Source organism: Pinisolibacter aquiterrae (genome assembly GCF_019160155.1).
In the GTDB taxonomy this organism is placed as follows: Bacteria; Pseudomonadota; Alphaproteobacteria; order Rhizobiales; family Ancalomicrobiaceae; genus Pinisolibacter; species Pinisolibacter aquiterrae.
Map to the genome: position 1 here is coordinate 463,617 of NZ_JAFNIH010000019.1, position 13,792 is coordinate 477,408.

Annotated in this window: 13 protein-coding genes; 6 read left to right on the forward strand and 7 right to left on the reverse strand. The window is 68.6% G+C overall.

Going from position 1 to position 13,792, the window contains the following annotated elements; genetic code table 11:
• Positions 1 to 58: 58 nt before the first annotated feature.
• From J3S89_RS06430 to J3S89_RS06455, 6 genes are all read left to right on the forward strand, one after another.
• Entirely contained in the window at positions 59 to 943 is an 885-nt protein-coding gene (locus J3S89_RS06430) for a fumarylacetoacetate hydrolase family protein (protein ID WP_217926637.1), read from the forward strand.
• Positions 944 to 951: 8 nt separating this feature from the next.
• Complete coding sequence (locus J3S89_RS06435; RefSeq protein WP_217926638.1) at positions 952 to 1,890, forward strand: cupin domain-containing protein; 939 nt, start codon at positions 952 to 954, stop codon at positions 1,888 to 1,890.
• Between the two features lie 36 nt (positions 1,891 to 1,926).
• Positions 1,927 to 3,126 carry an FAD-dependent monooxygenase gene (locus J3S89_RS06440; protein WP_217926639.1) on the forward strand — a complete coding sequence of 400 codons (1,200 nt, stop codon included), beginning with the start codon at positions 1,927 to 1,929 and terminating at the stop codon, positions 3,124 to 3,126.
• A 138-nt stretch (positions 3,127 to 3,264) separates the two neighbouring features.
• The gene (locus tag J3S89_RS06445) at positions 3,265 to 4,230 is read left to right on the forward strand and encodes a hydroxymethylglutaryl-CoA lyase (RefSeq protein ID WP_217926640.1); all 966 of its coding nucleotides are present in this window, start codon (positions 3,265 to 3,267) and stop codon (positions 4,228 to 4,230) included.
• Between the two features lie 261 nt (positions 4,231 to 4,491).
• Positions 4,492 to 5,733, forward strand: a complete 1,242-nt coding sequence (locus J3S89_RS06450; protein ID WP_217926641.1) for a CaiB/BaiF CoA transferase family protein — start codon at positions 4,492 to 4,494, stop codon at positions 5,731 to 5,733.
• 64 nt (positions 5,734 to 5,797) lie between these two features.
• A complete protein-coding gene (locus tag J3S89_RS06455; RefSeq protein ID WP_217926642.1) occupies positions 5,798 to 6,514 on the forward strand; it encodes an IclR family transcriptional regulator in 717 nt (238 codons plus the stop codon).
• 68 nt (positions 6,515 to 6,582) lie between these two features.
• On the opposite strand, the gene J3S89_RS06460 is transcribed toward J3S89_RS06455, so the two are convergent.
• The 7 genes from J3S89_RS06460 to J3S89_RS06490 all read right to left on the reverse strand — a co-directional run bounded on the left by J3S89_RS06460 (position 6,583) and on the right by J3S89_RS06490 (position 13,791).
• Positions 6,583 to 7,248: a GntR family transcriptional regulator gene (locus tag J3S89_RS06460; RefSeq protein ID WP_217926643.1), complete on the reverse strand. Its 666-nt coding sequence runs from the start codon at positions 7,246 to 7,248 to the stop codon at positions 6,583 to 6,585.
• Positions 7,249 to 7,318: 70 nt separating this feature from the next.
• On the reverse strand, positions 7,319 to 8,584 hold the full coding sequence (locus J3S89_RS06465; protein WP_217926644.1) for a Rieske 2Fe-2S domain-containing protein: 1,266 nt from the start codon (positions 8,582 to 8,584) through the stop codon (positions 7,319 to 7,321).
• Positions 8,585 to 8,658: 74 nt separating this feature from the next.
• A complete protein-coding gene (locus J3S89_RS06470) occupies positions 8,659 to 9,720 on the reverse strand; it encodes a ferredoxin--NADP reductase (protein WP_230489034.1) in 1,062 nt (353 codons plus the stop codon).
• Between the two features lie 234 nt (positions 9,721 to 9,954).
• Entirely contained in the window at positions 9,955 to 10,614 is a 660-nt protein-coding gene (locus J3S89_RS06475; protein WP_217926646.1) for an RraA family protein, read from the reverse strand.
• A gap of 93 nt (positions 10,615 to 10,707) precedes the next feature.
• Entirely contained in the window at positions 10,708 to 11,721 is a 1,014-nt protein-coding gene (locus J3S89_RS06480; RefSeq protein WP_217926647.1) for a DODA-type extradiol aromatic ring-opening family dioxygenase, read from the reverse strand.
• Between the two features lie 31 nt (positions 11,722 to 11,752).
• Entirely contained in the window at positions 11,753 to 12,754 is a 1,002-nt protein-coding gene (locus J3S89_RS06485; protein ID WP_217926648.1) for an oligopeptide/dipeptide ABC transporter ATP-binding protein, read from the reverse strand.
• A complete protein-coding gene (locus tag J3S89_RS06490) occupies positions 12,754 to 13,791 on the reverse strand; it encodes an ABC transporter ATP-binding protein (RefSeq protein WP_217926649.1) in 1,038 nt (345 codons plus the stop codon). The genes J3S89_RS06485 and J3S89_RS06490 overlap by 1 nt, the downstream gene beginning before the upstream one ends.
• Position 13,792 lies beyond the last annotated feature (1 nt).

The window sequence follows — 13,792 nt, forward strand, 5'->3', positions numbered from 1 at the left end:
CGCCGGGCTTATTCTGAAAAAAGAACGTCGTTCTATCTAACAGAATTATGGTGAAGCCGTGAGACTCGCTCGTTACGACAATGGACGCATCGGCGTCGTCACCGCCGGGGGCATCGTGGACGTGACCGACGCGGCCGGCGTCGATCCCCTCGCCTGGCCGCCGATCGACCCGACCCGCCTCGTCGCCGATTTCGACCGGCTCCGCCCGGCGTTGGAGCGCGCGGCGGCCGAGGGCACGCCCGTTCCGGTCTCGCAGGTGAAGCTTCTGACGCCGATTCCCTGGCCGAACAAGGTCGTCGCCTTCCCCGTCAACTATCACGCCCACGGCGCCGAGATGGGGGCCGGCTATCGCGCCACCAACCAGGGCTTCTTCCTGAAGCCCAATTCGTCGCTGTCGGGCGCCGGCGAGCCCGTGGTCCTGCCGGATCTTCCCGGCCGTGAGGTCCATCACGAGAGCGAGCTCGGCATCGTCATCGGCAAGACCGCCCGCAACGTCGCCCGCGCCGACTGGAAGGACTACGTCTTCGGCTACGCCTGCCTGCTCGACATGGTGGTGCGCGGCCGCGAGGAGCGCGTCGCACGCAAGGCCTACGACACCTTCTGCCCGGTCGGCCCCTGGATCACCACGGCCGACGAGGTTCCCGACCCGACCGCCCTGCGCATGCGCCTCTGGGTCGACGAGGAGCTGCGGCAGGATGCCAACACCAAGGATCTGGTGCTCGACATCCCCGGTATGATCGAGATGGCCTCGGCCGTCATGACCCTGTACCCCGGCGACATCATCGCCACCGGCACCCCGGAAGGGGTCGGTCCCGTCGTCGCGGGCAACAAGATCCGCATCGAGATCGACCACTGCGGCGAGATGATCGTCGACGTCGTCCAGGGCACCGGCGGACGCGCCTCGATGTTCGAGGAACCCTATCAACTGGTGAAGAAGGCCTGAGCCGAGCGATGACCACACCGAGAACCCTCGACGAGCTCTATGCCGCCTTCGACGGTCTCCACATGGAGGGCGGCTGGCACCGCCGGTTCCCGGCGCTGTGGCGCACGCCCGCGGAGAACTTCCTCCCCCACGCCTGGCACTACGCCGAGGTTCGCCCGATCCTCGACGTCGCGCGCGATCTCGTCAGCACCGAACATGCCGAGCGCCGCAATCTGACCATGCGCAACCCGGTCGAGGGCAATCGCTACGCCACCGTCCGCACCCTGGTCGCGGCCTATCAGATGATCCGTCCCGGCGAGGTGGCGCGCTCGCATCGCCACACGCCCAACGCCCTGCGCCTGATCCTCGACGGCCGCGGCACCTACACCACGGTCGACGGGAAGCGCGTGGAGATGCGTCCCGGCGACGTGTTGCTGACGCCGAACTGGTGCTGGCATTCCCACGAGAACGTCGGCGAAGAGGATTGCTACTGGCTCGACTTCCTCGACGTGCCGACGGTCCATCTGCTCGAGCCGATGTTCTTCGAACAGCATCCCGACGGAATCGAGGCCGATCCGCGCGACGTCGAGACCGCTCCGATCGCCTTCCGCTGGACCGATACGGTCGCCGCGCTCGACGCGAGCACCGACGACGCCGGTGGCATGTGCGCCGCGCAGACCGAATTCGGCGATCCCGCCATGGCGACCGTGCGCCTCTTCATGCAGCGCCTGGCGAAGGGGTCGACGCGGCGCATGCGGACGACCGCCAATTCCGTCTTCGCCGTCGTCGAGGGCAGCGGCCGGACCGAGGTGGGCGACACCGTCCTGCCGTGGTCGCGCGGCGACGTCCTGGCGGTGCCGGCCTGGCGCGCCTTTCGCCATGTCGCCGACGACGACGCGGTGCTGCTGCGCGTCACCGACCGACCGATCTACGAAAAGCTGGGATGGCTGCGCGAGGAGATCCTCTGAACCGCCCGGAACCCGGCCTCAACCGAGGGAAAGAACATGTCCGAGAAGAACCCGATCCTGATCGCCGGTGGCGGCATCGGTGGGGCCGCCGCGGCGCTGGCGCTGCTGAAGAAGGGCCATGCCGTCGAGGTCTATGAGCAGGCCCCGGCGCTGGCCGAGGTCGGGGCCGGTGTCCAGATCAGCCCGAACGGCGCCCGCGCGCTCGACACGCTCGGCGTGTTCCACGATCTCGCGGCCCTCTCCTGCAAGCCGGAGAAGAAGCAGTTCCGCCTGTGGAACAACGGCACCGCTTGGCCGATGTTCGACCTCGGCGAGACCGTGATGGCCGATTACGGCTATCCCTATCTCACCGTCTATCGCCCCGACCTCCTCGACGTGCTGGTCGCCGGCGTCCGCGCCATCGATCCCGATGCGATCCGCCTCGGCAAGCGCGCCGTCGGCTACGTCCAGGACGAGGACGGCGTCACCCTGACCCTCGAGGACGGCACGACCGCGCGCGGCCGCGCCCTGATCGGCGCCGACGGCGTCCGCTCCGCGATCCGCACCCAGACCTGGGGCGTCGACAATCCGGTCTTCTCCGGCATGGTGACCTGGCGCGGCGTCGTGCCGATGGAGCTGCTGCCCGCCCATCTCCAGGCGATGGTCGGCAACACCTGGATCGGACCGGGCGGCCACGTCGTCACCTATCCGCTGCGCGGCGGCAAGCTCCTCAACTTCGTCGCCACGATCGATCGCGACGATTGGCGCGAGGAGGCCTGGAACATCGTCGGCACCGCCGAGGAATGCGCCGCCGACTTCGCCGGCTGGCACGCGGACGTCCACGCGGTGATCCGGGTGGCGCCGAAGCTCTTCAAATGGGCCCTGATGGTGCGCGATCCGATGCCGGCCTGGACCAAGGGGCGGGTCACGCTCCTCGGCGACGCCTGCCATCCGACCCTGCCCTTCCTCGCCCAGGGCGCGGTGATGGCGATCGAGGACGGCGTCGTCCTCGCCCGTTGCCTGGAGGCCCTGCCGGACGATCTGCCGGGCGCCCTGAAGCGCTACGAGGAGGCCCGCGTCGAGCGCACCCGCAAGATGGTCCTCGGCGCCCGCGACAACACCGACCGCTTCCACAGCAAGGAACTGCGCACCGAGGAGGAGGCCCAGCGCTACCTCGAGCGCGAGTGGAGCAAGGCGCCGATCCGCGACCGCTACCACTGGCTCTACACCTACAAGGCCGACGAAGTCGCCGTGTGACGCCGAGACCGTGACGTCCCGACCAGTCGGAGCGTCATGTGACCCACATGACGCCGGAAGGCCCCGCCTCGTCGGGCCTTCCGGCCCACCCCGTGCCGAACGGCGCCCTCGTTCCTGAGACAGACGACGGAGAACCGCATGAGCGCCCTTCCCGGGACCGTGTATTTGAATGAGGAAGGCCCGCGCGAGGGATTCCAGATCGAGTCCGCCGCGATCCCGACCGCCGCCAAGATCGAGCTGGTCGACCGCCTCGCCCGGACCGGGCTCCGTCACATCCAGGTCGCCTCCTTCGTCAATCCGAAGGCGGTTCCCGGCATGGCCGACGCCGACGCCGTGATCCGGGGTTTCACACCGCGTCCCGGCGTCCACTTCACCGGCCTGTGGCTCAATCAGCGCGGCTTCGAGCGCGCGCTCGGCCATCGCGACCGGCTGACCATCGACGGTTCGCTGAACCTCTACGCCTCCGCCGCCTTCCTGAAGCGCAATCAGAACCGCGTGCCGGCGCAACAGCTGAGCGCCCAGCACGAACTCGTCGCCATGTATCAGGCCGCGGGCGTCTCGGTGCGGCGCGGCTTCATCACCGCCGCCTTCGGCTGCAACTTCGAGGGCGACGTCCCCGTCGAGCGTGTCGTCGGCCTCGTCGGCGACCTCCTGGCGATCGCCGCCGAGCACGGCGAGACCATCGACCACATGGGCCTCGGCGACACCATGGCCTGGGCCACGCCGGACCGCGTGAAGCGGGTCGTCGGCGCCATCCGCGAGAAGCACCCCGATCTGCCGCTGCTGCTGCATCTCCACGACACGCGCGGCCTCGGGATCGCCAACGCCTATGCCGGCCTCGAGATGGGGGTGCGCATGTTCGACACCGCCGTCGCCGGCCTCGGCGGCTGTCCCTTCGCCGGCCACGCCGGCGCCGCCGGCAACGTCTGCACCGAGGATCTCGTCTTCATGTGCGAGGAGATGGGCATCGAGACCGGCGTCGATCTCGACGCCCTGATCGATTGCGCCAAATTCGCCGAGACCATCGTCGGCCACCCGCTCCCCGGCGCCGTGATGCGCGGCGGCGGCCTGCGCCGCTTCCGCGAGATCCGGCGCGCCGGCTGACCCGCGCGCGATCGGCCCGCGCCGCCCTCCCCCGGCCCGGCGCGGGCCGCGCGAGCCTCCCGCGACCCCGACCGCGACCGGCGGCGCGCCCACCCCGCGCGCCGTCCGACGCCCCGTGTCACGCACCCACACCGCCCCAGCCGAGACGCCGGACCGCCGTCGCCTTGACAGGGAAGGCGCCGACCGCGTAAATATCAGAATTACGTTCTATTAGACAGAACCATCATGACCATAGTCTTCCCCGGATTTCTGGATCGCCCCATGACCGACGCGTCCTCCGCCGCCGAGACACCCGCCGACCTGCTCCAGGGCGTGCGCGTTCTCGACCTGACCAACGTTCTGTCGGGCCCGTTCTCCACCTATCAGATGGCGCTCCTCGGCGCCGAGGTCATCAAGATCGAGAACCCCGACGGCGGCGACCTCGCCCGTCGCCTCGGCGCCGCGCCCGATCTCAACCGCGATCTGATGGGCACCTCGTTCCAGGCCCAGAACGCCGGCAAGAAGTCGCTCGCCCTCGATCTCAAGACGCCCGCCGGCCGCAGAGTGTTCGAGACCCTGGTCGCCACCGCCGACGTGCTCGTCGAGAACTTCCGGCCCGGCGTGATGGACCGCCTGAAGCTCGGCTGGGAGGACCTGCGCAAGATCAATCCGAAGCTGATCTACTGCGCCATCTCCGGCTTCGGTCAGGCCGGCCCGCTGCGCAACAGCCCCGCCTACGACCAGATCATCCAGGGCATGGCCGGCATCATGAGCGTCACCGGCTCGCCCGAGACCGCGCCGCTGCGGGTCGGCTACCCCGTCGCCGACACGATCGGCGGTCTCACCGGCGCCTTCGCCACGATGGCCGCCCTGTTCGCCCGCGATCGCACCGGCAAGGGGCGCTTCATCGACGTCTCCATGCTCGATTCGAGCATCGTCACCATGGGCTGGATCGTCTCGAACTATCTCTCCGCCCACGTCCGCCCGACCCCGCTCGGCAACGAGAACATGACCGCCGCGCCCTCCGGCACCTTCGTCGCCGCCGACGGCCCGCTCAACATCGCCGCCAACAAGGACGAGCATTTCGTCGCGCTCTGCGGCCTGCTCGGCCGCGAGGATCTGGTCGCCGACCCCCGCTTCTGCGAGCGCGAGCTGCGCAAGCGCCATCGCGCCGCCCTCAACGTCGAGATCAACGCCGGCCTCGCCGGCGCGAGCGTCGCCCATTGGGTCGAGGCGCTGACCGCGGCCGGCATCCCGGCCGGCCCGGTCCTCGACATTCCCGCCGTCCTCTCCCACCCGCAGATCGCGGAACGACGCCTCATTCAGGAGATCCCCGTCCCCGGCGAGACCGGCGCCACCATGCGCGTGACCCGCGCCGGCTACCGTCTCGCCGAGGGCGAGCCGACCGCCCGCACCGCCCCGCCCCGCCTCGGCGAGCACACCACCGAGATCCTCGAGGGTCTCGGCCTGACCGCGGAGGCGATCGAGGCCCTGCGGGTCGAGGGCGTGATTTCTCCGCGATAGACCCGTCGGTGAATTTTGGATATGAGATCGGGGCTGAAGAACTCGGCTACCGGACCGTCGCCCCATGAATGAAGACAGTGGCAAGACTGGCGGGGTCGCGGCGGTCAACCGTGCCCTCCTGATCCTCGATGCGTTTCGCCAGACGAGCGGCGTGCTTTCTCTGAAGGAGATCGCCGAGGCGACGGGTCTCTACAAGAGCACCGTGCTGCGCCTGCTCGAATCGCTCGAAGGCTTCGGCTACATCCGGCGGCTCGACACCGGCAGCTACCACCTCGGCCCGAAGCTCGCCGAGCTCGCCGCCGTCTATCGCGAATCCTTCAATCTCCAGTCCTACGTGATGCCGGTTCTGGAGACGGTGGTCGCCGAGATCGACGAGAGCGCGACCTTCTACGTCGCCGAGGGCGAGGCGCGCGTCTGCCTGTTCCGGGTCGAGACGCCCCAGCTCATCCGCGACCACATCCGCGTCGGCGACACGCTGCCGCTCAAGGGCGCCAGCGGCAAGGCCCTGATCGCCTTCGCGAACGGGCTCGAGAGCGCGACCGACGCCGACGCCCTGATCTTCACCTCCGCCGGCGAGCGCCATCCCGACATGGCGGCGGTCGCGGCGCCGGTGTTCGGCGTCGGCGGCAAGCTGATCGGCGCGCTCAACGCCAGCGGCCCCAAGACGCGCTTCACCGCCAAGGCGGTGAAGCAGATCTCCCGGGTGATCCAGCGCGAGGCGATCCAGTTGTCGCTGCGCCTCGGCGCCCCGGAGAGCCGGATTCCGAAACCGAACGGCTGACCGGCGCGGGTGGGCGCGTCGGCCCACCGCTCTCGTGCTCACGCCGTCTCGCCCACGAGCCCTTGCCCTCAGGCCCCCGCCCCCGGCGACCGCCGGACTTGCGTGAGGCGTCCGAGGGCCGCCTTCAGGCCGGCGCGATCGCGCGTCTCGACCAGCGTCAGGATGCGCCCGAGCGAGAGCCGGATCGCCTCGCGGCTGAGATGATGCCAATCGTGCCGGACCCGGCCCGAGCGGACCGTCTCGCTCCGGCGCCACAGTTTGATCGCCTCGCCGACGACGATGTCGAGCGGGCAGAGCCGATAGACGGCGAGCATGAAACGGTCGTTGCAGGCGAGCCAGGCGCCGACGTCGCCCGCCTCGAGGGCGGCCTCGGCGGTCGCGTAGATCGCCTTCAATCCGTCGAGCGCGGCCTCCTCCGGCCACGCCAGCGCCGCCGCGATCTCGCGGTCGAGCAGGCGGCGCAGCAGATAGATCTGCTCGATCTCGCCCTCGCTGAGGACGGCGACGAAATAGCCCTGATGCGGCTCGTGCGCGGCGAGCCCCTCGGACTCGAGCATGCCCAGGGCTTCGCGGACCGGAACCCGGCTGACCCCGAGACGCAGCGCCCAATCGGCCTGTTTCAGCTGCATCCCCGGCAGGAGCTCCCCCGCCCGGATCGCCTGGCGGATCGCCTCGGCGACGTCGATGCTGCTCTGGCCGCGCTTCTTGATGGGTGTCTCGACGATGGATGTCACGGCCGACCTTTCGAACGGCCGGCCGAGGAGATCCCCGACCGGCCGCCCGTGAACTACAACGCGTCTCGGTTCAGGCTTCAAGCGCGACTTTGCTGCCGGCCGGCTGCACGCTCTTGAAGACGTCCTGCCAACTGAGATCGGAGCTCACCTCGGCGAAGACCGAACGGCACTTGAAGCTCTCCGAGTCGCTCGGCTGGGGAGGTTCCTGACCGTTCTGCAGACCCTTCACGGTCGTGAGCAGCTTGCGGCGCATCATCACGATGGCGAGGTCGGTCGACCCGAGCTTCTCGAGATGGCGCGGCGCGATCGGGCCGTCCTGATCCTCCTGCACCGCCACGTCCTGGAGACGCAGGCCGGGAATGCCGGTCATGGTCTCGGTCGCCTGCGACTTGCGATCGATCAGATAGTCGTTGTGGATGTTGGCGACCGGCAGGAAGGTCTCCGGGTCGACCCGCAGATGCAGGATGTCGTCCTCGGTGAAGCGGCGCATGTCCTCGCCGGTGATCGGCCGGTCGGCGCGCCACGAGACCGTGTAGCCCATCATCGTCACGTCGTCGATCGGCACCGCGAAGGTGAGATGCTGCGGACGTTCCGGCGTCTGCGGGATCAGCGTCCCCGACGGCATGATGTAGGGGGTCATGCGCCAGTTGATCTTGCCCGCGTGCGGGGTCCCGTCCTTGCCCTCGCGCTTGGCGATCATCAGCATGCCGAAGCCGGTGTCCTTGATCTCGTAGCGCGGCGCCAGCGCCACCATCGAGCCGGGCACGACCTCGTGCTGATGGAGCTGCTGGACGTGGGCGGTGTCGAGCTCGCCCTCGAGGTTCTGCAGCCAGTTGCAGAGCTGGAGGCGCTTGGAGGCGTAGACGTGGTCGCTCGGCACCAGGGTGAATTCGAACTCGGGGAACGGCGGCTTCTTGTCGGCCGGGCCCATGTAGGCCCAGATCGCGCCGGCGACCTCGTGGGTCGGATAGGCCTTGAGCTTGACGTGCTGCTTGAAGCAGGTCTCCTCGGACTCCGCCGGCTGATCGAGGCAGTTGCCCTCCTTGTCGAACTTCCAGCCGTGGTAGACGCAGCGCAGGCCGTCCCCCTCGTTGCGGCCCCAATAGAGATTGGCGAGGCGGTGGGGACAGCGCGCGTCGACCAGACCGACGGTATTGTCCTTGTTGCGGAAGGCGATCAGCTTCTCGCCGAGGACGGTGACCTTGGTCGGACCCTTCTCGGTCGGCCCGACCTCCTTGGAGAGCGCGACCGGCAGCCAGAACCGGCGGAACAGATCGCCCATCGCCGTACCCGGTCCGGTGCGCGTCAACAGCTCGTTGTCTTCGATCGACAGCATTGCAACCTCCCATTTGGATCATTCGGTCGGGGCGAGACCTGCGCTGCGCCCCGTTCGTTCGGCCTCGGCCGAAGTCACTCGAACACCAGCGTCGCCTCGGGGCTCGTCACCTGGGCCTGACACGCCAGCGTCCATCCCTCGGCGATCTGGGCATCGGAGACCCCGCCGAGATTGTCCTTCATCGTCACGGTCCCGGACGTGACCCGGGCGAGACACAGGCCGCAGTAGCCGGCCTTGCACGAGAACGGCAGACTGAGCCCCTGGCGCGTGGCGGCGGCGTGGACCGTCTCGCCCGCGCGCACGCCGAAGGCATGATCGGCGCCGTGATGACGCACCACGACGCGGGCGGCGGCATCCTCGCCGGCCGCCTCGGCGCCGGTCGCGGCGGGTGCCGCCGGGGTCTCGTCGATCTCGCCGTCGAAACTCTCAAGGAAGATCCGCTCCTCGGCGATGCCGGCGTCGCGCAGGCTGTTGCGGACCATCTGCATGAACGGCGCCGGGCCGCACATGTAGAACTGCGCCTCCCCCACTCTGGTCTGCGCCGCGACGGCACCCGCCGTGAGCGGCCCCTCGCGATCGTCGAAGCGATGGACGAGAGTGAAACGGTCGGCATGACGGGCGGCGAGGCCCGCCAATTCGTGGCGGAAGATCACCGAGCGCTCGTCGCGATTGGCATAGACCAGGGTCACCGGCCGCGCGGTCGTGACCAGGATCTGCTTGAGGATCGAGATCACCGGCGTGATCCCGCTGCCGGCGGCGAAGAGCACCACCGGCGCCTCGCTTTCGCGCAGGCGGAAGACCCCCTTCGGCGGCATCACCACGATCTCGTCGCCGGCCTGCACCGTGTCGAGCAGACGGTTGGAGACGCGCCCGCCCGCGACCCGCTTGATCGACACCTTGAGATCGGCGTCGACCGACGGCGAGCTCGCCAGCGAATAGCAGCGCAGGCAGGTCTCGCCGTCGACGTCGACCCGCAGGGTCAGGAACTGGCCGGGCGCATAGGCGAACCGATCGGCGCGATCGTCCGGAACCTCGAACACGATGGAATGGGCGTCGGCCGTCTCGCGGATCACCGCCTTGACCCGAAGGCGCTCGAATCCGGGCGGAACGGCGGCCGGAGCCGGATCGGTCTGCATCGATGCCACGGTTCTTTCCTCCCCGATATTGAATTCAAAATGGCATTCTATTTTTGGATTGTCAACAAGGCTTACAATCGATCTGAAGAGGAAGAGCGCGACGACCCGCGAGCGACCGCGAAGGTATGAAAATCGGCGGGTTTCGGCCGTGCGAACGGCTTCGCCGGCGGAACCCGAGGGCGCCGCCGGACGATGGCGATGGACATGGGATCGCGGGGCTGCGGGCCCGATCGATCAGGCGCGGGGCTTCGATTGCAGGGCGTGATAGCCGAGCGCGGCGCGCGCCTCGCGCAGGGTCTTGCCGGCGCGCACCGCCTCGCGGATCTTCTCCTCCGCCACCTCGATCGCCTCGGCGACGTCGAGGATCTCGTCCTCGCGGGCGCGCGGCAGGACCACCACGCCGTCGGAATCGCCGCGCAGGAGATCGCCGGGCGAGACCCGGGCGTCACCGATGTTCACCGGCACCTGGACCGCGTCGACCTGGACCCGATCTTTGCCGGTCTTCATCGAATAGCTGCGCGAATAGATCGGATAGCCGAGGCTGAGGCAGAGATGGACGTCGCGGCAGGGACCGTCGATGACCGTGCCGGCGAGCCCCTTCTGCGAGGCGACCATGGTCAGAATGTCGCCCCACACGGTGCAGTCCTCACGGCCGCCGTTGTCGAGCACCACCACGGTGCCGGGCGCGAGATCGTCGATGTAGTCGCCGACGGTACCCGGCGCGACCGGATCGATCGGACCATAGAGGATGGTGAAGGCGCGGCCGGCCATGCTCACCTTCTGATCGCGCGGCTTGATGCCCCGGCACACGCCCTCGATGCCGAGCTTGTCCATGGCGTCCGAAAGGGTCGCGCAGTCGAGTTTCTTCAGACGCTCCAGATTCACGTCGGTCATCGGGTTCGCTCCAACAGGATTTCGAATGTCGCGCGGGCGATCGTCCCGCGTCGGGTCGGATCAATTCGGGTCGGACGGGATCGGCCGTCCGCCTCAGTCGACCTGCCACCAGTACATGCCCTGGGCGGTGCCGGTGCCGGCTGGGGTGCGGTAGCAGGGGATGTAGCCGATCTCGTGCAACCGGGTCGTCTCCGCCTCGAGCACGCCGGCGAGGGTGATCCAGGTCTTCAGTTCGGAGGTTCCCGCCTGGAGGTCCGAGAGCGGCAGCCCGCGCAGGAAGTCGGCGTCCTTCTCCGCCAGCGCCCGGACGAAGCGCCGGTCGAAGGCTTCGTCGATGGCGAAATGGGTCATGCCGCCCGAGGCGAAGACCGCGACCCGCGCGTCGCTCGTCCAACTGCGGATGGCGTCGCCGATCGTCTTGCCGAAGTCGTAGACCCGGCGTGCCGACGGCTGGTTCGGCGGATAGAACGTGTTCTGATAGATCGGCACGTTGGGGATGACCCGATCGCGCATCACGTTGCGATAGACGTGGCCGAAGGCATGGCTGATGCCGGTGTTCTTCGGATTGTGCGCCGGCAGCGTCGGCGAGGCGGTGACGTCGAACTCCGCCGCCATCAGCGCGGCGATGACGTGCCGGGCGAGTTCCGGATGCCCGGCGTGGCTGACCGCATGGTCGGGCGCGTGCCCGTGCTCGGCCTCGACGATCCCCGGCGGCAGCAGCCGGCGGCCCTCCTCCGAGGAGGGGTGATGCGGGATCTCCGCGCCGTAATAGACCATGAAGACCGGGCTCAGATCGTCGCCGTAGATCTCCTGCTGATCGTTGCCGAGGATGACGGCGACGTCGGCGTCGATCCCGGCCCAGACGTCGGCGAGCCCCTTCATGCCCGCCTGACAGCGCGCATGCGCCTCCGCCATCGCCTCGGGCGTGCACTTGGCCGCCAGGTCCTCGTCCTTGCGCAGCTCCACGAGCTCGTCGTAGCCGTAGACCCCGCCCCGGAAGGGATGGCGCGCGCGCCGGTCGAATTCCGTGCGCATCAGCCATTGTTCGGGGGTCGTATGCAGTTGAGGCCCGTGGGCCGTGGCCAACCCAGCGACGATCTTCGCCATGGTGCCTCTCCTTCTCGCTCGTCGATGTCGTTCAGCACGGGGTGGATTGCGGTTTCCAGGTCGCGCCCGGCTCGTAGGCGAGACAGGCCACCCGCGTCCCCTCGTAGTCGACGAGTTCGGGCAGACGGGTCGCGCACACCGGCTGCGGCGACGCGCAACGCGAGCGGAAATGGCACCCCTCGGGCAGATTGGTCGGATCGGGTCCGCCCCCGTCCCAGCGCGCCGGCGGCAGATGATGCTCCGGGTCCGGCGGCAGGATCGAACTGATCAGCAGCCGGGTGTAGGGGTGATGGGGAACCTGGAAGATCTGCTCGGATTTGCCGATCTCGACGATCCGCCCGAGATACATCACCGCCACCCGCTGCGAGAGACGCCGCACCACCGACAGGTCGTGGCTGATGAAGACGCAGGTGAGGTCGAGGTCGCGGCTGAGCTCGCGCAGGAGGTTCAGGATCTGCGCCTGGACCGACACGTCGAGCGCCGAGGTCGGCTCGTCGCACACCAGGATCTTCGGCCGCGTGATCAGAGCGCGCGCGATCGCCACGCGCTGACGCTGCCCGCCCGACATCTGGCTCGGATAGGAGTTCTCGAAGCGCTGCGGCAGCCCGACCCGGCGCATGATCTCGCGGACCCGCTCCGTCACCTGTTCCGGCAGCGGCCGTTCGGAGAGAATGAGCGGCAGCGCGATGTTGGCGGCGACCGACTTGCGCGGGTTCAGCGACGAATAGGGATCCTGGAAGATCGGCTGCACCATATGGGCGAGTTCCAGCCGCGAATAGTCGGAAAGATCCTTGCCGTTCACCGCGATCGCCCCGGCGGTCGGGGCCTGGAGCCCCAACAGGGTCTTCACCAGGGTCGACTTGCCGCACCCGGATTCGCCGACGATCGACACGAACTCGCCGCGCTCGACGTCGAGCGAGAGCTTGTTGACCGCGTGAAGTATCTTCGGCCGGCCGATGAGCCGGCGGCCGACCGTGAACCGCACCTCGAGGTCCCGCAGGCTCAACATGGGGGTAGTGCGAGGGGTCGCCATCACGCCTTCATCCCTTCCGTCTCGCGCCAATGCGCCATCAGCGTCTGGTGGGGAACCACGCAGCGATACCCGTGGTCGGCCTCGAACGCGGTGAGACCGATCTCTCCGACCGCGCATTCCGGCCGCGCGAGCGCGCAGCGATTGCGGAAACTGCATCCCTCGTGACGCCCGATCAACGACGGCACCATTCCGGGGATCGTGTGCAGAGGCGCGTCCGCTCCCGCCGGTCCGTGCGAGGGAATGCACTGGATCAGACCCTGGGTGTAGGGATGGAGCGGCGCCCGGAAGAGGCTCCTGGTCGGCGCGTTCTCGACGATCTTGCCGGCGTACATGACGACCACCCGATCGGCGAGCGAGGCGACGATGCCGAGATCGTGGGTGATCAGGATCACGGCGAGGCCGAAGTCCTTCTGCACCTCGGCGAGCAGCGCCAGCGTGCGCATCTGCACCGTCACGTCGAGCGCGGTCGTCGGCTCGTCGGCGATGATCAGCTTCGGCCCGCACATCATCGCCATGGCGATGACGACGCGCTGCCGCAGACCGCCCGAGAGCTGATGCGGATAGGCCTTCATCCGCTCGGCGGCGTTCTTGATGCCGACCCGCTCCAGCAGGAAGATCGCCCGGTCGCGCGCCTCGGCGCGGGTGCCCTTCTTGTGGCGCAGGAACACCTCCATCAGCTGGTTGCCGATGGTGTAGACCGGATTGAGCGACGTCATCGGGTCCTGGAAGATCATGCTGATCGTGTTGCCGCGGATCTTCTCGCGCTCGCGCCGCGACAGCGTCAGCATCTCCTGACCGTCGAATTCGCAGCGATCGGCCCGCGCCGTCGCGGCGCGGGGCAGGAGCCCCATCACCGCCGCCGACGAGATCGACTTGCCGCAACCGGATTCGCCGACGATGGCGAAGGTCTCGCCCGGGGCGACGTCGAAGGAGACGCCGCCGGTGGCGCGCAGGTCGCCGACCGCCGTGCGGATCGAAACCTCGAGGTTTCGCACGCTCAGGATCGGCTTCTGCCGGGTTTCGATGTCACCTGCCATG